The sequence below is a fragment of the Nocardia sp. NPDC055029 genome (genome assembly GCF_053608525.1).
In genome coordinates, this window is record NZ_JBSGVQ010000009.1 from 1 (window position 1) to 18,781 (window position 18,781).

Here is an 18,781-nt window from a genome sequence, read left to right on the forward strand (position 1 = left end):
GAGTCTTCGGAGCGCTGGCGCGCTCGAGGTCGCGGCCCCTCCTGTCCCGCCGGTCAGGCACCGGTGCTTGCTCCTTCGTCGCGTACGCAACGGCGCCTGACCGGCGGGACGGCCGCGACGGCCGCTGCGCGGCCTGCCCCTCCTCGAGGTCGGGGCGTGCGTGGCTGAGGGGGCGGTCGGGGTCGATTGGGGGTGTGCCAGATGAATTAGGCTGCGGCGGGCGCGGTTTCGGCCAGGGGGAGTTTGTCCTTGGTGGCCACCACGAAGCGGTACACGATCGCGCCTGCGGTGAGGATCACGGCCACCGACAGCGGACCTGCCCACAGCTGCCACCAGCTACCGCCCGCGGGCGTGTACACCTCGGGGCGGGGCCAGGCCAGGTTGATCACCATCGCGATGCCCCAGACCACCGCGAGCGCGTTGATCGGAATGCCCCAGCGACCGAGGCTGAACAGCGTCGGGTCGTCCAGTGCGGGCATGCCTTTGATCCTGCGCACCAGCAGCGGCACGGTGACCAGCAGATACGCCAGATACAGGCTGACGATGCAGACACTGGCCAGGGTCGCGAAGATGGCCGGGTTGCCCAGGTTGAGCACCAGCAGCCCGATGCCGAGCGCGCCGATCACTACCGCTGGCCACACCGGTGTGCCGAAGCGCGGATGCACGGTCGCGAGGGTCGTCGCGAACGGCAGCTTGCCGTCACGCGCCATCGAGAACAGCAGGCGCGAGCCCGCGGTCTGGATCGCCAGCGTGCACACGATCACCGCGACCGCGACACAGCCGAGCAGGACCGATCCGGCGGGGCTGTTCAGCTTCGAGGTGATGACGTAAGCCAGTCCACCGGAGACCAATTCGCCGTCGGACAGGCTCGGCGCGGCCATCAGCGCGCCGAGCAGCATGAGTCCGCCGCCGAGCGCCGAGACCGACAGGGCGAGCAGGATGGTGCGCGGCGCGACCCGGCGCGGATTCTTGGTCTCCTCGGACAGCTCACCGGCGGAGTCGAAGCCGACCATCACGTACGCGGCCATCAGGCCGGAGACCAGGAACGCCGCCCAGTACGGGCCGGGCGCGGCCTGGTCGGTCTGCGTGACGACACCGGGCCCGCGCTCGGCGCTGGTGAAGAACAGCGCGATGATCGCCAGCACGCCGACGATCTCGATGGTGACGCCGATCGAGTTGATCCTGGCCATCAGGTCGATGCCGATGACATTGATCGTGGTGGTCACCACCAGCAGCACGCTGCCGAGCAGGACCGCGTTCATCGCGCCGTCGCGGGAGGTCAGCGCGGTGTCGGTGCCGATGATCTGGAAGCCGCTCCAGATCGTCGGCAGCACGACCTGCAGGGCGATGGCGGCCGCGGCGGCCGTGACGACCTGCGCGATCACCATCATCCAGCCGGCGAACCAGCCGATCAGCCCGCCGGCCAGGCGGCGCGACCACTGATAGATGCAGCCCGAGATCGGGTACCGGGCGGCCAGCTCGGCGAAATTCAGCGCCACCAGGAACTGGCCGGCGAAGACCAGCGGCCAGGTCCAGAAGAACGCGGCGCCGCCGAACGAATAGCCGAAGCCGAAGAACTGGAAGATCGTGGTGAGGATGGAGACGAACGAGAAGCCTGCCGCGAACGACGCGTAGCGTCCCAGCTTGCGATGCAGGACCGGCTGATAGCCGAACGCCGCCAGGTCGGCACTGTCGCGGCCGGAGTCGAGCGGTTCGGCGGGGGAATCGAGAGTCGTGGCCATGTCGGTGTCCTTCGGCGGTGCGGCCAAATATCTATCAGGCGATAGTTTTGCGCTCGCGATCGCTCGAACGGTGTCCGGCGTGTATCGGGTGTGGGGCCTGCGGTAACTTCTGCGTTGCCCAAGTTTCTATCAAATGACAGAAATTCGACCGCGCGGCATCTTCGCTGGTGAGCTGCCCGCTTCGGCCCTGGTCGGGGCCCGATGACAGAATCGGGAGGTGGCAAACCTCGGTCCCGGGCGTCCCCGGCTGGAACAGCGGCGCAGGCAGGGAACCACGCCGCGCGCGGAGATCCTCGACGCGGCGGCGGAGCTGTTCACCACCAAGGGCTATGCCAACACCTCCACCAGGGCGGTGGCCGACGCGGTCGGCATCAGACAGGCCTCGCTGTATCACCACTTCGCGGCCAAGGACGACATCCTCGACGCCCTGCTGGCCGAAACCGTCGCAGGCCCGGCCGAATTGGCACAGCGGATGCTCGGCGAGCCGGAGCCCGCCGCGACGAAGCTCTACGCACTCGCCCTGTTCGACGTGCGCCAGTTGCGCAGCGCGCGATGGAATCTCGGCGCGCTGTATCTGCTGCCCGAACTGCGCACCGAACGGTTCCTCGTGTTCCGGCGCCACCGGGACGAGTTGCGCGGGCACTACGAACGACTCACCGCCGAATCCTGCGCTGCCGCAGGGCAGTCCGATGAGGTACGCATTCTGCCGTTCCGGCTGGTCGAGACGGTGATCGCCATCCGGTCCGACGAGGGGACCGCGGCCGTCGAGACCGAGCGCGTCATCCCGGACGCGATCATGCGCATAGTCGGGCACCGTGGCGAGGTCGGCGCGGCGGCCGACGCGCTCCTCGCGCGCCTGGGCGAGATCGACATCGATCCCGCCTGAGCGGTACCGGCGCGGTGCCGGTGCGTGGCACCGCGCCGACGGTCCTCAGCTCTTGATGAACGCCAGGATGTCCTGGATGAGCTCCTGCTGGTAGGAGCCGAAGATGCCGTGCGGAGCGCCGGGGTACACCTTCAGCGTCCCGTTCTGCACGAGCTCGATCGACTTCAGCGCGGCACCCGCGATCGGCACGATCTGGTCGTCGTCACCGTGCGCGATGAAGATCGGCACCTCGAGCGCCTTCAGGTCCTCGGTGAAATCGGTCGCCGAGAACGCGGCGACGCACTCGTAGGCGGCCTGGATACCCGCGAGCATGCCCTGGCGCCAGAAGTCGTCCTGCGCGCCCTTCGAGACGGCGACGCCCTCGCGGTTGAAGCCGAAGAACGAGGGGGCGAGTTCCTGGTAGAAGTTCGAGCGGTCGGCGAGCACGCCGGCGCGGATGCCGTCGAACACCTCGATCGGCAGGCCGTCGGGGTTGGTTTCGGTCGCGAGCATGATCGGCGGCACCGCGCCGATGGTGACGACCTTGGCGACCCGGTCCCTGCCGTGCTGCGCGGCGTAGCGCACGACCTCGCCACCGCCGGTCGAGTGCCCGATGACGATGACATCGCGCAGGTCCAGCGATTCGACGAGCTCGGCGAGGTCACGCGCGTAGGTGTCCATGTCGTTGCCCTGCCACGGCTGCGACGAGCGGCCGTGACCGCGGCGGTCGTGCGCGATGACGCGGTAGCCGGCGTCGGCGAAGGTCTTGCGCTCCAGCGCCCACGCATCGGAACTGAGCGGCCAGCCGTGGCTGAAGACGACGGGTTGACCGGTGCCCCAGTCGGAGAAGTAGATCTCGGCGCCGTCGGAGGTGGTGAAGTAGGGCATTGCGCTCCCGTCGGAGGTGCGGATGGATAGGTTGCCCATAGTTGTCGGAAGGACGTCGGCTGTCGCCTACCGGAACGGCCGCGGATCCCGCCATTTCGGACAAGCATTAGATTTATCGGCATGTCTCTACCCCCGGATCGTGTCCGCCACAACGCATCTAGTGGGACACGACGTATCGGGTTTCTCCTGTTCGACGGGGTGAAAGCGCTCGATTACATCGGTCCCGCAGAGGTTTTCATCGAGGCGAATCAATTCGCCGATGCCTACGAGGTCTTGCTGTTCTCACCCAGCGGCGCACCCGTGCACAGCTCGGTCGGCCAGGGAGTTGCCGTGACGGCTGCGGCGGCGGACGCGCCCGCGCTGGACACGCTCGTCATACCGGGGAGCGAAGTCCGTCCCGCCGACTTCGTCCGACCTGATCTGGTCGAGGCCACGCGCGCCCTCGCCGCGCGGAGCCGCCGGGTCGTCTCGATCTGCAGCGGCGCCTTCGTGCTCGCCGAACTGGGAATGCTGGACGGTCGCAGCGCGACCACGCACTGGAAGTTCGCCGCCGAACTCGCGCGCCGGTACCCGCGCGTCGACGTGCAGGCGGATCGAATCTTCGTGCAGGAGGCCGACATCGCGACCTCGGCCGGCGTCGCCGCCGGTATCGACCTCGCGCTCGCGCTGGTGGCCGACGATCTCGGCAGTTCCATCGCGCGTCAGGTCGCGCAGGGCCTGCTGGTCTACCTGCAGCGTTCCGGTGGGCAGACCCAGTTCTCGACACCGCTGCGCGCGGCCGCGTTGCCGCCGGGACCGGTGCGCGCGGTGACCGATCTCATCGCGCGGGATCCGGCCAAGCGGCACAGCGTGCGGGACCTCGCGCGGCACGTCAATGTGAGCCCGCGCCATCTCACCCGGCTCTTCGCCGAGGAGGTCGGGCTCAGCCCGGCCGAGTACGCGGCGAGCGCACGGTTCGATCTGGCCCGCACCCGGCTCGAGGCGGGCAGCTCGGTGAGCAGGGCCGCCGCTGATGCCGGGTTCGCCAGCGCCGAGGCATTGCGGCGGGCTTTCATCGCGCGGCTCGGTGTGTCGCCCTCGGACTACCGGCGGAGATTCACAGCGCGGCCGAGCGCGTAGCTCTCTTCGAGTCCTAGGGCGCAGCGGCCTCGGCGAAGCGGGTGGCGAGGGTGCGGAGGTGGGTGATGAGTTCAGGGGGTTCGTTGACTCGGAAGGGGAAGTCGAAGGAGGCGATATAGACGGCCAGTTCGGTGAGGTCGTCGGCGCCGGTACGCAGGAGGCAGGTTTCGGGGTCGAGGGGTTCGATGACGCCGACGGTGGGGGCGATGCGGTCGGCGGCGGCAGCGGCGGGGACCGCGAGGGTGATGGTGGCCTGGTACCGATAGGGGGAGGTGGTGACGCCTCGGGTGAGGTAGCCGCCCAGGTCGAGGTCGGGGGCTTCGCGGGGAGTGAAGCGGGGGCCGGTGGGGATGCGCGGGGTGAGGCGGTCGGCGCGGTAGGTGCGCCAGTCGGCGCGGTCGGTGTCCCAGGCGATGAGGTACCAGTGGCGGCCGGTGTGGGCCAGGCGGTGGGGTTCGACGGTGCGCAGTGTCGCTGTGCCGTCGTGGGTTCGGTAGTCGAATCGGAGACGATGGTTGTCGCGGATGGCGCCCGCGACGGCGGTGAGGACATCGGGATCGACGGGAGTGGTGGCGGCGGGGACCGTGACGGTGACCGAGTGCAGCAGGCTGACCCGGTGGCGCAAGCGTGACGGGAGGACCTGCTCGAGTTTGGAGAGGGCCCGCAGGGAGCTGTCCTCGATACCGGCGACGGTGCCGCCCGCCGCGGTTCGCAGACCGATGGCGACGGCCACCGCTTCGTCGTCGTCGAGCAGGAGCGGCGGCAGCTTCGCGCCCGCGCCGAGCCGGTAGCCGCCGACGCCGGGCGTCGCGTCGACCGGATAGCCGAGTGCGCGCAGCTTCTCGATATCGCGGCGCACCGTGCGCGCGTCGACTTCCAAGCGCTCGGCGAGTTCGGTGCCGGTCCAGTCGCGGGGAGTCTGCAACAGCGACAGCAGGCGGAGCAGGCGGGCTGATGTCTCCAACATGAAGGAAATTCTGCCCGACAGCTAGGGCGGAATCTGTCCTAGGTGGCTCCTATCGTTGTCTTCATGAGCGACGAAATCCAGCGATTCCGAATCGACATTCCGCAACAGCAGCTCGACGACCTGCGCAACCGGCTCGACACCGCGCGCTGGCCCGCCGCGCTGCCCGGCGACGACTGGGACACCGGTGTGCCGACCCACTACCTGCGTGAGCTCGTCGACCACTGGCGCACCGGTTACGACTGGCGCGCCGAGGAAGCGAAACTCAATGCGCACGAACAGTTCACGACCGTGATCGACGGACAGCGCATCCACTTCCTGCACGTGCGCTCGGCCGAACCCGATGCGGTGCCGCTGCTGCTGACACACGGCTGGCCCGGTTCGGTCGCGGAATTCCTCGACCTGATCGGCCCGCTGACCGACCCCCGCGCACACGGCGGCGACCCGGCCGGCGCTTTCCATGTGGTGATCCCGGCACTGCCCGGCTTCGGGTTCTCCGGACCGGTCACCGAGGGTGGGTGGACCGTGCGCAGGATCGCGCAGGCGTGGGCCGAGCTGATGACCCGGCTCGGATACCAGCGCTTCGGGGTGCAGGGCGGCGATTTCGGCGCGGCGGTGAGCCCGGAAGTGGGGCGGGTGGCGCCGGATCGGGTGATCGGCGTGCACGTCAACGGTGGCGCGGGCTCGTTCCCGCAGCTGCCGCTGTCCGAGGAGGTCAGCGCGAGCCTGACCGAGCTCGAGCGCGACCGCATCCGGCGGATCGAGGCGTTCATGAACGAGGAGTTCGGCTACATCGCCGTGCAGTCCACCCGTCCGCAGACCCTCGCCTATGGGCTGGTCGACTCGCCGATCGGGCAGCTGGCGTGGATCCTGGACAAGTTCAGGGAGTGGACGCACCCGCGCGAGACGCTGCCCGACAAGATCATCGATCGTGATCGGCTGCTGACCAACGCGATGATCTACTGGCTCACCGGGACCGCGGGGTCCGCGGGCTATGTCGGCTACGCGCAGCCAGGGGAATGGGGTGCGGTGCCGGAGAATTCGGGCGTGCCGACCGGTGTGCTCGTGCTCGCCCACGATGTGGCGATCCGCCGCTTCGACGAGGCGGAGAACACCATCGTCCGCTGGAACGACGTCGATCGGGGCGGGCACTTCGCGGCGCTGGAGGAACCGGAACTGCTCACCACCGACGTGCGTGAGTTCTTCCGCACGCTGCGCTGATCATTCGGTGAGTTCGTTTGCCGAGCGCCAGGATCGGCATTCGGCGGTGAGCGCCGGGTCAGCGCGACGTCGGTGGGGCGATCTGCCAGTGCCGGTTCAGCGCGCCCGCGATCTCGGGGAGCACGGTGATCGGAATCCGCTTGGCGCGCAGCATCTCCCGGATCTCGGTCACCTGTTCGCGTTTACGCATGTCGTAGGCGCCCGCGACCGGGCCGACGACCGGCGGGATGGACAGCAGGATCAGTTCGTCGGTGGTCTCGCCGGTCAGGTCGAGCGCCAGTGCCCAGCGGGACCGCTCGTCGAGGGTGAACCGGCCGGCGACGACGCGATCCCACGGCACCGTCGCCGAACGGAACGGGGTCCTGGCGTGGATCGCGTGCTCGGTGAGCTCGACGACATCACGCACGAACAGCGCGACGCCCGCCGCGACCCCGGCGATCGCACCGACGAGGATCCCGGTGACGACCCGGTTCACCCCGAACATCGCCAGGAACAACCCGACGACGCCCATGGTGGCCAGCACCCCGATCAGGCAGTAGAACAGGCTCCGACCAGCGGGCACGACACCGGCACGCACGACCGCCATGCGAACCTCCCTCTCCACGACTCGCGCCCACCCTAGCGGTGGTCACCGCGCCGCGATCACGAGCCGAGCGAAACCGCCGCTTCGGAGGTCTCCACGAGGAAGGTGAAGGACTCCTGGAAGTACAGCCGCACGGTCTCGGCGTCGTGGCTGAGGTAGCCGATCGACAGGTCCTGGCCGAGGGCCAGCTCGAAGTCGCCGCCGCGGGTGGTGAGCGCGAAACCGCCGCTGATCGCGGGCGCCCAGATGATCTCGCCGTCGAGCAGCCGCTCGATGTGGGTGCGGATCGGGTGGCCGTGATCGGAGGTCTCGCTGACCTGCGTGTACAGCTCGGCGCTGAGCACCACCGAGTACGGGCCCTGCACGCCCGCCAGGCGCAGCCCGGTGAGCGCGTGCGAGATCGCGTCGGGAATGTCGACGACATTGCCCGGCAGCTCGACCGGTTCGTTGGACGCGGCGGCGCGGATGCCGGTGATGCCCGCGGCGGCGTAGCTCTCGAAGATCGCGCGGTCCTCGGCGAAGGCGATCTTCTGGGCCGCGGCCTTGAGGTTGTCGAAGTCGGCGTCGCCCGCGCCGCGCTCGACGTCGTCGAGTTCCTGGCGGGACAGGGTGAACGGCACGCGGAGTTCGATCAGTGGCTGCACCACCCGCTGATGCGCCTGGACACCGTCGTCCGGGGAGGAGATCTTGGTCAGCCTGCCGCGGTTGAGCGCTGAATAGGTGAGCCCGTGCGGGCCCGACACGTCGACGACCCGGCGGCCCGCGATATTGCGCTTGAACGTGCGGGTGGCTTCCTCTTCGATCTGCTCCCAGGCCTCGCCGCTGATCGGCGCGAGTTCGCGATGCAGGTTGTTCATTCAGATACTCCTTTTCATCGAGCCGATGGCGAGTGAGCCGTCCGAGCTGGCGTTCGCCTGCTCCACCGGGACGAATTCGGGCAGGGAATCGGACTCTTCTTCGGTGGCGACGGTTTCGGGTGCCTCGGGCAGGTCGTCGAGGAAATCGACGGTGGGGGTGAAGAACAGGGTGCCGGTGACCGCGAACGAGAAGTCGAGGATGCGGTCGTAGGCGGCCTCGCCGGTGCCGAGGAACATCCGTTCGAGCATGCGCTCGGTGACGCTCGGGGTCGCGGCGTAGGCGATGTAGTACGTGCCGAACTCGCCGGTGCCGATGGTGCCGAACGGCATGTTGGCGCGCATGATCTGGCGCTCGGTGCCGTCGGGGTCGACCAGGGTGTTGACCGCCACGTGCGAGTCGGCCGGTTTCACGTCGTCGGGCAGTTCGTAGTCGGCGAGCTTGGTTCGCCCGATCACCCGCTCCTGCTCCTCGATCGACAGCGCGTTCCACTGGTCGAGCGGGTGGGTGTACTTCTGCACGATCACGTAGCTGCCGCCGGTGAATTCGGGGTCCTCGTCACCGATCAGTGCCGCCGAGGCCGCGGCTTTGCCCTCGGGATTCTCGGTGCCGTCGACGAAACCGAGCAGGTCGCGCTGTTCGAAGTAGCGGAAGCCGACGGTCTCGTCGACGATCGTGGCCGCGCCGCGCAGGCGCTCGCCGATCACCATGGCCAGCTCGAAGCACGGGCCCTGGGTCTCGCCCTTGATATGGAACAGCAGGTCGCCTGGCGTGGCAGGCGCGCTGTGGATGGGGCCGTTGTAGCCGGGAAACTCATGCAGCTCAGCGGGTTTCGGGCCGGCGAAGAGCCGGTCCCAGGCCTGCGAGCCGATCGAGGTGACACAGGACAGCCCGTCACCGGGCACCCGGAAGCTGACGGAACGCCGTAATCCGGTGATGTCGGACAACAGGTCGCGAACCGCGGACTCGCCGCCTTCGTCGATGGTGGCGACGAGAAAGATCGCGGCAGGCGTGAGTGGATCGAGGATCGGCTGTGGCTCACCCATGGCGTCCACAGTACGGCTCCGAACCGACAGGTTCGATCAGTGCCCTGGTGTGTCAGCACATTCCGGGCGACCGGCGCCCGGTGGCCTATTTCGCGACGGTCAAGAGGAAGGCCACGTCATCGATGGCTTTGACGCTGTGCCGGGCGCGCGGGACAACGATGAGATCACCGGCCGAGCCCTTCCATTCGTCGGTGCCCGCGATCAGGATCAGCGTGCCGGTGAGGACCTGGATCGTGGCATCGCCCGCGTTGTCGTGCTCGGCCAGGCTCTGGCCCTCGGTCAGGGCGACGACGGTCTGGCGCAGCACATGTGTGTGGCCGCCGATGACGGTCTGCGAACTCCGGCCGCTCGTCGAGGTGGCCGCCAGCTTGAGCTGTTGACGGGCCACCGCGGTCAGCGATTTCTTGTCCATGACATCGCGCCTTTCGCAGGCTCTCGCGGGCTGGTATCCAGGAGTATGCCCGAGACCGTGCCCGCGGTCGGGCGTTTCCCGCGACCGTTAGCCAAGCGTTGTCAGTGCCGGGTGTAGTGGCGAATCCGGTACCGGAGACCGGTTTTCGACTCCTGCCACGGGGTTTCGGGCGCGTGCCACTCGGGCCCGATGGCCGGGGCGAAGGCATCGCCGTCGACGGACGTGTCGACCTCGGTGACCAGCAGCGATGTGGCCAGCGGGAGCGCGGCGCGGTAGATCTCGCCGCCGCCGGCCACCCACACGTCGACATCGCCCGCGATCGCCAGCGCGTCGGGCAGCGAGCCCGCGCGTTCGGCGCCCTCGGCTGCCCAATCAGTCTGGCGGGTGACCACGATGTTGCGGCGCCCGGCCAGCGGACGGAACGAGGCGGGCAGCGAATCCCAGGTGCGCCTGCCCATGATCACCGGGTGACCCATGGTGGTGTCCCGGAAATTGGCCATGTCCTCGGGCAGGCGCCACGGGATGGTGTTGTCGACGCCGATGACGCCGTCGGCGGTCTGCGCCCAGATCAGGTTGATACCGCGACTCACACCGCCACCGGCGCCTTGATGGCCGGGTGGTGCTGGTAGCCGGTGAGCTCGACGTCCTCGTAGCTGTAGTCGAACAGGCTCGGCGCCGCGCGCAGGTGCAGGGTCGGGAACGGGTACGGCTCCCTGCTGAGCTGTTCGCGCACCTGCTCGACGTGGTTGTCGTAGATGTGCACGTCGCCGCCGGTCCAGATGAACTCGCCGGGCTCGAGCTCGGTCTGCTGGGCCATCATCAGGGTGAGCAGGGCGTAGCTGGCGATATTGAACGGCACGCCGAGGAACAGGTCGGCGCTGCGCTGATACAGCTGGCACGACAGCTTGCCGTCGGCGACATAGAACTGGAAGAAGGCGTGGCACGGCGCCAGCGCCATCTTGTCCAGGTCGGCCACGTTCCAGGCCGAGACGATCATCCGGCGCGAGTCCGGGTCGGTGCGCAGGGTGTGCAGTACCTGGGCGATCTGGTCGATGTGGGTGCCGTCCGGGGTGGGCCACGAACGCCACTGCACGCCGTAGACCGGGCCGAGCTCGCCCTTGGCGTCGGCCCATTCGTCCCAGATGGTGACACCGTGTTCGCGCAGCCAGGACACATTGGAATCGCCGCGCAGGAACCACAGCAATTCGTAGACGATCGACTTGAGGTGGACCCGCTTGGTGGTGATCAGCGGAAAGCTCTCGGCCAGGTCGTAGCGCAGCTGATGACCGAAGATGCTGCGGGTTCCGGTGCCGGTGCGATCGGCTTTGGGCGTGCCGTGCTCCAGCACGTGCCGGAGCAGGTCCTCGTACTGCGTGTCAGGGGTGGCCACGCCTGGCGATTCTACGGTGCACGACACCTGGCAAGCTCTCCGCGTATGCGCAAGCTCTACGTGATCGGCATCGGTGCCGGAGACCCCGACCAGGTGACGATGCAGGCAGTCAAGGCCATGCGACACGCCGACGCCTTCTTCGTGATCGGCAAGGGCGCCGAGAAGCAGGAACTGGTCGACGTGCGCACCGCGATCCTGGCCGAGCACGTCGACGGACCGCACCGGATCATCGAGATCACCGACCCGCCGCGCGACCGCACCCCCGACGACTACGCGGGCGCCGTCGGGGACTGGCACGAACGCCGCGCCGAGCTGCTCGAGGCCGCGTTCGACGAGGTGGACGGGGTCGGCGCGATCCTGGTCTGGGGCGATCCCGCGCTCTACGACAGCACGTTGCGCATGGTCGAGCATGTGCTGGCCCGTGGCCGCGTCGAGTTCGACTACGAGGTGATCCCCGGCGTCACCAGCGTCGCCGCGCTGGCCGCCCGGCACCGTATGGTGTTGCACCGGATCGGTGAGCCCGTCCACGTCACCACCGGCCGCCGGTTGCGCGAGGAAGGCCTCGGCGCCGGCTCGACGGTGGTGATGCTCGACGGCGACTGCTCGTTCACCGAGATCCCCGGCGACGACGTGCACATCTGGTGGGGCGCCTACCTGGGCATGCCCGACGAAACCCTGATCGAGGGCCCGCTGCGCGAGGTGGAACAGCGGATCGTGACCCGCCGCGCGGAACTGCGCGCCGCCAAGGGCTGGATCATGGACGTCTACCTCCTGCGGGGCAGGTGAGCGATAAACTGGCCGGGTGCCCGAGCTACCCGAGGTAGAGGCGCTGGCGCAGTTCCTGCGGGATCATGCGGTCGGCGCGGTGGTTGGGCGGGTCGACGTGGCCGCGCTGAGCGCGGTCAAGACGTTCGACCCGCCGGTCACGGCGCTGTCCGGGCGTGATGTCACCGGCGCTGGGCGGTGGGGGAAGTTCCTCGGGATGGATTGCGGCGGGCTGTGGTTGATCACGCACCTGTCGCGCGGCGGCTGGCTGCGGTGGGTGGACGAGCCGAATCCGTTGCCGCCCAAGCCCGGTGGGAAGTCGCCGCTGGCTTTGCGGGTGCACTTCTTCACGCCGGAGGGCGCGACGCCCTCGATCGATCTCACCGAGGCGGGGACCAAGAAGCGGCTCGCGGTCTACGTCGTCGACGATCCGAAGGCCGTGCCCGGTATCGCGCGGCTCGGGCCGGACGCGCTGGCGGTGACCGAGGACGAGTTCGCCGCGCTGCTCAACGGCACGTCGCAGCGGATCAAGACCGCGCTCGTCGATCAGACGCTGCTCGCCGGTATCGGCAACGCCTACTCCGACGAGATCCTGCACACCGCCAAGATCTCCCCGTTCGCCAATACGAAAACACTGCAGGCGGACAAGGTTTCGCAGTTGTACACCGCCATGCGCGAGGTGCTGCTCGATGCCGTCGACCGGTCGGCCGGGCAGGACGCGGCCCGGCTCAAGGGTGAGAAGCGTTCGGGCATGCGGGTACACGCGCGGACCGGGCAGCCGTGCCCGGTCTGTGGTGACACCGTGCGCGAGGTGTCCTACGCGGAGCGGTCCTTCCAGTACTGCGCCACCTGCCAGACCGGCGGCAAGGTGCTCGCCGACCGGCGGATGTCGCGCCTGCTCAAGTAGCTCACCGCTTCTCGCGCCACGCCTCCAGCAGGCGCAGCCAGAACTCGCTGACCGAGGGAAACGCGGGGACCGCGTGCCACAGCGTCTCCAGCGGAACCCGGCCGACCACCGCGATGGTGGCCGCGTGCAGCTGGTCGCCCATGTCGGGGCCGACGAAGGTCGCGCCGAGCAGCCGGTCGGTAGCGGTGTCGACGACGAGTTTCGCGCGGCCGTGAAAGTCGTCGCGGGACAGGGCCGAGCCCGCCACGGCGATGTCCATCTCGACGGTGTCGACGGCGTGGCCCGCGGCGCGCGCCTCCTTCTCGGTGAGGCCGACGGACGCGAGTTCCGGTGCGGTGTAGACGACCTGGGGTATCTGCTGATGGTCGGCGCTCGCGGTGTAGCGCGGGCGGTCGAGGGGCTTGCCCTCGGCGCGGGCGGCGATCACGTCACCGCACACCCTGGCCTGGTACTTGCCCATATGGGTCAGGGCCGCACGGTGATTCACGTCGCCGATCGCATAGAGCCAGTCGCCGGGCACGTCGCGGACGGTCAGCTGGTCGTCGACCTCGATATAACCCGCGGGCAGGCCGACGGTGTCCAGGCCGAGCGCTTCGGTGGCGGGTGTGCGGCCGGTGGCGACGATCAGTTCGTCGACCTCGAGCTCCCCGTCGTCGAGGACGATGGTCACCGGACCGCCGTGGATGCGGCCGACGCCGGTGTCCTCGGGGTCGTGCCGGGAGACCAGGTGCGGTTCGGTGTGCAGCCGGACCGTGACGGCGCCGGTATCGCGCAGGCCCCGCAGCACCAGGTCGGAGGCGAAGGGCTCGGCGCGGGGGAGCAGGCGGTCGCCGCGGACCAGCATGGTGACCTCGGCGCCGAGTTCGGCCAGCCAGGTCGCGGCCTCGCAGGCGACGACACCGCCGCCGATGATCGCCACCCGGCGGGGGACAACGGTCAGGTTGGTGGCGTCGCGGGAGATCCATGGCAGGGCCTCTCGGAGGCCGGGAATACCAGGTATCGCGGCGGTGGTGCCGGTGGCCAGCACGACCGCGTGCCGGGCGCGCACTACGCGGATGCCCTCGTCGGTGATGATTTCGACGAGCCGGTCGCCGAGCAGCCTGCCCGCCCCGCGGATCGGGTCGACGCGGGCGGATTTCGCCCAGTCGACCTGGGAGGTGTCGTCGTGGTGGTGCACGAAGGCGTCGCGGCGTGCGAGCACGTCGGCGACCTGCGGACCGCTCGCGGTCAGCCCGGGCATCGCCTGGCCGAGACCGAGGACGGCGCCGGTACGCAGCAGCGCCTTGCTGGGGATACACGCCCAGTAGCTGCATTCGCCGCCGAACAGTTCCCGCTCGACGAGCGCGGCCGTGCGGTCGCTGCCCGCGATGGCGTAGGCGGCGGCGTTCTCACCCGCCGGGCCCGCGCCGATGACGATGACGTCGTATTCGGCGTCGGTCACTGCAGATAGCCCTCGACCTCGCGCGGGGAACGCAGCGCGGTGTCGTCGGGCGACTCGGCGGAGCCGTAGCGGGCGCGGCGCTGCCGCAGCAGATCCCAGGCCTGGTCGAGCATCACTTCCAGCTGGGCCAGCTGCTGACGTTCGGCGACGGGATCGATCTCGCCCGCGGTGGCCTTGGCTCGCAGGGAGTGCTCGTCGTCGACCAGCTGTTTGATACGCGCCAGAATGTCCTGATCGTTCATGTGCTCACCACTTCGATGGTCGGAGGGGTAGTGCCTGAACCGCGACCCGCGCGGGGTCTCGGTCCATGCTACGACCGTGCCGGTGGATCGGGCTGTGCGGCGGCGAGGCAGTCGGCGGCGATCGGCACGGCTTCGGCCAGCTCGGCGGCGCCGATGGCCGTGTAGCCGATCGCGACCCCGAACCGGTGTGCTTCGGCCAGGTGGTGGCGGGCCAGGCCGTCCAGCAGCACACCGCGGGCGCGGGCCGCGTCGACGGCGTGCTGTTCGGCAGCGGCATCGGGGAGCTCGACGACCACGTGCGAGCCCGCGTCATCGCCGACGACCGGGAGCCCACGGCGGGCGAGCGCGTCGACAACGAGCGCGCGGCGCGGCGGCACGACCCGGCGCAGGCGGCGCAGGTGCCGGGCCAGATCGCCGTGCCGGGCGAACTCGCTGAGCACCCGCTGACCGGCCGGGCTCGGGGCGGTGCCGGTGTTGGTGCGGTGGGCAAGTACCGCCTCGGCGATGTCGGGGCGGGCGACGAGCCAGCCGACGCCGAGGGTGGTGGCGATGATCTTGCTGGTGGTGCCGAGGTGGACGACCACGTCGGGCGCCATCGAAGCAAGCAGCGGCAGTGGTGCCGAGTCGTAACGCAATTCGCCGTCGTAGTCGTCCTCGACGACGAAGATGCCATTCGCCCTGGCGAATTCGATCAGCTCGACCCGGCGGGCCGCCGGCATTCTGGCGCCGAGTGGAAACTGGTGTGCCGGTGTGCAATAGACCGCGCGCACACCCGCAGGAATCAGGTCGACGCGCAATCCGTCGCCGTCGACGGGTACCGGCAGTACGCGCAGACCGGCCGCCCGGAACGCGCCGGCGGCCCGCAGATACCCAGGGTCCTCGATCGCGACGGTGTCGCCGGGGCGCAGCAGTGCCGAAACGAGCTCGCCGACCGCGGAGCTGGTGCCCGCCGTCGCCAGCACCACCGAGGCGGCGCCCGCGGCCAGCCCGCGATGCCGCAGCAAGTGCTCGGCGACGGCGGCCCGGAAGTCCGGCTCGCCCGCCCGGTCCTTGCGGGTATCGGCCGGGTGGTCGCCCGCCGCCCGCCAGGCGCGTCGCCAGGCGGCCGGGTCTACGGCGTCCGCGCACGGCGCACCGGGGCGGAGATCGAGCAGACCGGCGTCGGGGTCGGCGTAGTCGCCGGGATCGGTGCTGGGTGGCGCGGCGGCGGGAGCCGTGCTCAGGTAGGTCCCGGAACCGCGCCGCCCGGTGAGCCAGCCCTCCGCGTGCAGCTGGTCGTAGGCGGTCGACACCACCGCCCGGCTCACCCCGAGCCGCTGCGCCAGCGCGCGCGAGGACGGCAGCCGGTCGCTCACGCGCAGTACCCCGCCGGTCGCCGCGGCCCGCAGGGCATCGGCTACCTGCACCGACAGTGGTTCGGCCGCGGTCCGGTCGAGCGGAATCGGAAGGTCGTCGAGCATCGCCCACCTCGAATTGGCCTGTCGATCTTCTGTCGAATTGGACCTACTCTCGGTCCAATTCTTCGGCGAAGCTCATCTTATGACCACGCACGACGCCACCCGGACCCCTTTGTCGCCGACCCAGCGCACCACACTGACCCGTTCCAGGGAACGCGGCAGGACAGATCGGGCCGAGCTCGACGCGGTGCTCGACGCGGGCCTCGTCTGCCACCTCGGTGTCCTGCTCGGGGGGTCGCCCGTGGTGCTGCCGACCGTCTACGGCCGCGTGGGCGACACGCTCTATCTGCACGGCTCCACCGGCGCGGGCAATATGCGCGCCGCGATCGGCACCGACATCTCCGTCGCGGTGACCCATGTCGACGGGCTGGTGTACGCGCGCTCGGCCATGCACTTCTCGATGAACTTCCGGTCCGCGGTGATCCGGGGCCGGGCGGTGCTGGTCACCGACGAGGCCGAACGCGACAACGCCCTGCGGGTGATCGTGGAGCACGCGGCGCCGGGGGCATGGGACCGGGTGCGCCCGCCCAGCCGCAAGGAGATGGCGGCGACGATGGTGCTCGCGCTGGATCTCACCGAGGCCTCGGTCAAGGTGCGCGCCGGCGGGCCGAACGACGATCCCGACGACATCGCGACCGGCGGTGTGTGGGCGGGTGTGCTTCCGCTGCACCAGGTCTGGGGTGAGCCGATCACCTCCGCCGATCTGGAACCCGGCGTCGATGTGCCCGCCGATGTCGCGACGCGGGTGACGCCGAGTCCGGTGACCGTCGGCTGAGTACGCCGTGGATCAGTCGGTCCAGCCGACGGCGAGCATCCGGGCGCGGTGAAGATCTCTGTGTACCGTAGGTCATCGTGGCCGCGTGCGGCCTGCGGCTCGGGCGTTGACGTGCATCTATGGACATGAATCTATGGAGGTCGCGATGACGAGGGTTAGCGAATTGTCGTTGCTCACCGGGTGGCTCCCGGTGGTGCTTCCGTTGCTCGGCGTGCTGGGTTGGGTGTGGTTGCTGTTCCCCCGTGCACAGCGCTATCGAAGGGCGGCGATGCCGGTCGCGCTGCTGGCCGCCGCCGTCCTGACCGTCGCGCTGTACCTGTTCGTGGAAGAGATATGGCAGCTGTACCCCGACCCGATCGGGTTGTCGGTGTACATACTGATCGCGATCGGCGTGGCCGCGGTCCTGCTGATCGTCCCGCGGATCCTGGTGCGCCGGACGGTGTTGACCGGGGCGGTGACGGCGCTCGCGGCCGTCGCCGTACTGGTGGCGGTCGGCACCGGGATCAATCTGAGGTACCCGTCCTATCCGACGGTGGGTGCCGCGCTCGGGATCGACCACGTCAAGCGGCTCCAGGCAGATCAGCTGACCCTGCGCGAGCAGGTGATCAGCGGGCGGCCGCTGGAATCGGTGTGGTCGGCACCCAGCGGACTGCCCAAGGGCGGCGAGGTGATGACCGCGGCCGTGCCGCCGACCGCCTCCGGTTTCGCTACCCGTGAGGCCCAGATCTACCTGCCCCCTGCCTATTTCGCGGACCCGCGGCCGTTGCTGCCGGTCTTGGTGTTGCTCGCGGGCGAACAGGGGACACCGCAGGACTGGTTCGCCGACGGCAGGCTGACCGAGACCCTGGATGAATTCGCCCGTGCGCACCGCGGTCTCGCGCCCGTCGTCGTGGTCGCCGACGGCACCGGCGGTCAGCCGGCGAACCCGCTGTGCCTGGATTCGCGGGTGGGCGACGTCGCCACCTACCTGGCCGTCGACGTGCCCGCCTGGACGAGGGCGAACCTGCAGATCGACCCCGATCCGCGGGCCTGGGCGGTGGGTGGGCTGTCCTACGGTGGCACCTGCGCGCTGCAACTGGCGACCAACTATCCGCAGGTGTATCCCACCTTCCTCGACATGTCGGGCCCGGACGAGCCGACCCTCGGCGACCGGCAGCGCACGGTCGATGCCGCCTTCGGTGGCGATACCGCCGCGCCGCCGCAGGCCAGCGCGCTCGATCTGCTCGGCCAGACCTACCCGGATTCCGCGGGCGCGTTCGTGGTCGGGGCCGACGACGAGCAGTACCGGCCGCAGGTCGAGCGGATGTTCCACGCGGCCAAGGCCACCGGCATGGATGTCCGGCTGCAGATCGTGCCCGGTGGGCACGACTTCGCGGTGTGGTCCATCGGGCTCCGCGTTCAACTTCCCTGGCTGGCGACACGACTCGGCATCGCGCCGTGACGGGCGAGCAGCGCGGCGAAGGCGAGTAGCCACGCGCTCCACAGCAGGTAGCCGAGGAAATTGGTGAGCCCGGCGGGCTCGACGCCCAGCGGAACCAGGACGCCGGTGGCGATGGCGGCGGCGCTGACGTAGCCGAGGACGGCGAACCAGCGCGGGGTGCGCAGGGCGGCGACGACCAGCGCCGTCCACAGCGCGGTGAGGCTGTAGCCTGCGGTCTCGCCGATCAGGGTGCCCAGGACGGTGTTGACGGTCTCGAAGGTGTGGATCGCGGGGGAGTCGGGGCCTTCGGTGGCGACGCGGTCGGCCAGGCCGGGGACGAGGACGGGCCAGCGCAGCAGGCCGATCGTCTGCACGATCGCGGCGGCGACGCCTGCCCGCACCGCCCACGGCATCGGTGCGAGCCTGCCGACGAGGACGGCCAGGGGCGCGAAGGCACAGGCGGCGGCGGCGAGCAGGGCGAAGAGCAGGACGACGGTTGTCTGCTCGGCGCGGAATTTCGCCAGCGCTTCGGTGGCGGGCAGTTGCAGGACGTCGGGGTAGTCGAACGACACACCCAAGCCGGTGAACGCGAGGTTCATCAGGATCGGGGCGGAGATCAGCAGCGTGATGGCGGGCCATGGCTTGGTGCGCATGAGAGATCCGTTCTGGCTGTACGGGGTACAGGTAGC

20 protein-coding genes are annotated in these 18,781 nt (G+C 69.6%); 7 read left to right on the forward strand and 13 right to left on the reverse strand.

Annotated elements, in window-relative coordinates:
• Positions 1 to 206 precede the first annotated feature (206 nt).
• Positions 207 to 1,742, reverse strand: coding sequence for an amino acid permease (locus ACWF9G_RS10780; RefSeq protein WP_452514864.1), 1,536 nt, complete (start codon positions 1,740 to 1,742; stop codon positions 207 to 209).
• 217 nt (positions 1,743 to 1,959) lie between these two features.
• Between ACWF9G_RS10780 and ACWF9G_RS10785 the strand changes: the two genes are divergently transcribed.
• Complete coding sequence (locus ACWF9G_RS10785; protein WP_452514865.1) at positions 1,960 to 2,628, forward strand: TetR/AcrR family transcriptional regulator; 669 nt, start codon at positions 1,960 to 1,962, stop codon at positions 2,626 to 2,628.
• A 45-nt stretch (positions 2,629 to 2,673) separates the two neighbouring features.
• Here ACWF9G_RS10785 and ACWF9G_RS10790 read toward each other — a convergent pair whose 3' ends face one another.
• Positions 2,674 to 3,495, reverse strand: a complete 822-nt coding sequence (locus ACWF9G_RS10790) for an alpha/beta fold hydrolase (RefSeq protein ID WP_452514866.1) — start codon at positions 3,493 to 3,495, stop codon at positions 2,674 to 2,676.
• 120 nt (positions 3,496 to 3,615) lie between these two features.
• On the opposite strand from ACWF9G_RS10790, the gene ACWF9G_RS10795 reads away from it, so the two are divergent.
• The gene (locus tag ACWF9G_RS10795; RefSeq protein WP_452514867.1) at positions 3,616 to 4,614 is read left to right on the forward strand and encodes a GlxA family transcriptional regulator; all 999 of its coding nucleotides are present in this window, start codon (positions 3,616 to 3,618) and stop codon (positions 4,612 to 4,614) included.
• Between the two features lie 13 nt (positions 4,615 to 4,627).
• Here ACWF9G_RS10795 and ACWF9G_RS10800 read toward each other — a convergent pair whose 3' ends face one another.
• Positions 4,628 to 5,581, reverse strand: coding sequence for a helix-turn-helix transcriptional regulator (locus ACWF9G_RS10800; RefSeq protein ID WP_452514868.1), 954 nt, complete (start codon positions 5,579 to 5,581; stop codon positions 4,628 to 4,630).
• Between the two features lie 63 nt (positions 5,582 to 5,644).
• Here ACWF9G_RS10800 and ACWF9G_RS10805 point away from each other — a divergent pair, with 63 nt between their 5' ends.
• On the forward strand, positions 5,645 to 6,799 hold the full coding sequence (locus tag ACWF9G_RS10805; protein WP_452514869.1) for an epoxide hydrolase family protein: 1,155 nt from the start codon (positions 5,645 to 5,647) through the stop codon (positions 6,797 to 6,799).
• Positions 6,800 to 6,857: 58 nt separating this feature from the next.
• Here the strand turns inward: ACWF9G_RS10805 and ACWF9G_RS10810 are convergent, their stop codons facing one another.
• The 6 genes from ACWF9G_RS10810 to ACWF9G_RS10835 all read right to left on the reverse strand — a co-directional run bounded on the left by ACWF9G_RS10810 (position 6,858) and on the right by ACWF9G_RS10835 (position 11,085).
• Entirely contained in the window at positions 6,858 to 7,385 is a 528-nt protein-coding gene (locus ACWF9G_RS10810) for a hypothetical protein (RefSeq protein WP_452514870.1), read from the reverse strand.
• A 56-nt stretch (positions 7,386 to 7,441) separates the two neighbouring features.
• The gene (locus ACWF9G_RS10815) at positions 7,442 to 8,239 is read right to left on the reverse strand and encodes a family 1 encapsulin nanocompartment shell protein (RefSeq protein WP_452514871.1); all 798 of its coding nucleotides are present in this window, start codon (positions 8,237 to 8,239) and stop codon (positions 7,442 to 7,444) included.
• Entirely contained in the window at positions 8,240 to 9,283 is a 1,044-nt protein-coding gene (locus ACWF9G_RS10820; protein ID WP_452514872.1) for a Dyp-type peroxidase, read from the reverse strand.
• A gap of 85 nt (positions 9,284 to 9,368) precedes the next feature.
• Entirely contained in the window at positions 9,369 to 9,695 is a 327-nt protein-coding gene (locus tag ACWF9G_RS10825; protein WP_378845648.1) for a cupin domain-containing protein, read from the reverse strand.
• A gap of 101 nt (positions 9,696 to 9,796) precedes the next feature.
• A complete protein-coding gene (locus ACWF9G_RS10830; protein WP_452514873.1) occupies positions 9,797 to 10,285 on the reverse strand; it encodes a dihydrofolate reductase in 489 nt (162 codons plus the stop codon).
• Positions 10,282 to 11,085, reverse strand: coding sequence for a thymidylate synthase (locus ACWF9G_RS10835; RefSeq protein ID WP_379309649.1), 804 nt, complete (start codon positions 11,083 to 11,085; stop codon positions 10,282 to 10,284). Before ACWF9G_RS10835 ends, ACWF9G_RS10830 begins: the two co-directional genes overlap by 4 nt.
• Before the next feature lie 45 nt (positions 11,086 to 11,130).
• Here ACWF9G_RS10835 and cobF point away from each other — a divergent pair, with 45 nt between their 5' ends.
• The gene (gene cobF, locus ACWF9G_RS10840) at positions 11,131 to 11,871 is read left to right on the forward strand and encodes a precorrin-6A synthase (deacetylating) (RefSeq protein ID WP_452514874.1); all 741 of its coding nucleotides are present in this window, start codon (positions 11,131 to 11,133) and stop codon (positions 11,869 to 11,871) included.
• A gap of 16 nt (positions 11,872 to 11,887) precedes the next feature.
• Positions 11,888 to 12,757, forward strand: coding sequence for an Fpg/Nei family DNA glycosylase (locus ACWF9G_RS10845; RefSeq protein ID WP_452514875.1), 870 nt, complete (start codon positions 11,888 to 11,890; stop codon positions 12,755 to 12,757).
• Between the two features lies 1 nt (position 12,758).
• Here ACWF9G_RS10845 and ACWF9G_RS10850 read toward each other — a convergent pair whose 3' ends face one another.
• The 3 genes from ACWF9G_RS10850 to pdxR all read right to left on the reverse strand — a co-directional run bounded on the left by ACWF9G_RS10850 (position 12,759) and on the right by pdxR (position 15,900).
• Positions 12,759 to 14,198: a dihydrolipoyl dehydrogenase family protein gene (locus ACWF9G_RS10850; protein ID WP_452514876.1), complete on the reverse strand. Its 1,440-nt coding sequence runs from the start codon at positions 14,196 to 14,198 to the stop codon at positions 12,759 to 12,761.
• A complete protein-coding gene (locus ACWF9G_RS10855; protein WP_379309644.1) occupies positions 14,195 to 14,440 on the reverse strand; it encodes a DUF2630 family protein in 246 nt (81 codons plus the stop codon). The genes ACWF9G_RS10850 and ACWF9G_RS10855 overlap by 4 nt, the downstream gene beginning before the upstream one ends.
• 68 nt (positions 14,441 to 14,508) lie before the next feature.
• Positions 14,509 to 15,900: a MocR-like pyridoxine biosynthesis transcription factor PdxR gene (gene pdxR, locus ACWF9G_RS10860; protein WP_452514877.1), complete on the reverse strand. Its 1,392-nt coding sequence runs from the start codon at positions 15,898 to 15,900 to the stop codon at positions 14,509 to 14,511.
• A 79-nt stretch (positions 15,901 to 15,979) separates the two neighbouring features.
• On the opposite strand from pdxR, the gene ACWF9G_RS10865 reads away from it, so the two are divergent.
• Both ACWF9G_RS10865 and ACWF9G_RS10870 read left to right on the forward strand, forming a co-directional pair.
• Positions 15,980 to 16,672 carry a pyridoxamine 5'-phosphate oxidase family protein gene (locus ACWF9G_RS10865; RefSeq protein ID WP_452514878.1) on the forward strand — a complete coding sequence of 231 codons (693 nt, stop codon included), beginning with the start codon at positions 15,980 to 15,982 and terminating at the stop codon, positions 16,670 to 16,672.
• A 145-nt stretch (positions 16,673 to 16,817) separates the two neighbouring features.
• Entirely contained in the window at positions 16,818 to 18,113 is a 1,296-nt protein-coding gene (locus tag ACWF9G_RS10870) for an alpha/beta hydrolase (RefSeq protein WP_452514879.1), read from the forward strand.
• On the opposite strand, the gene ACWF9G_RS10875 is transcribed toward ACWF9G_RS10870, so the two are convergent.
• The gene (locus ACWF9G_RS10875; protein WP_452514880.1) at positions 18,071 to 18,745 is read right to left on the reverse strand and encodes a DUF4386 family protein; all 675 of its coding nucleotides are present in this window, start codon (positions 18,743 to 18,745) and stop codon (positions 18,071 to 18,073) included. The genes ACWF9G_RS10870 and ACWF9G_RS10875 overlap by 43 nt on opposite strands.
• Between the last annotated feature and the right edge of the window lie 36 nt (positions 18,746 to 18,781).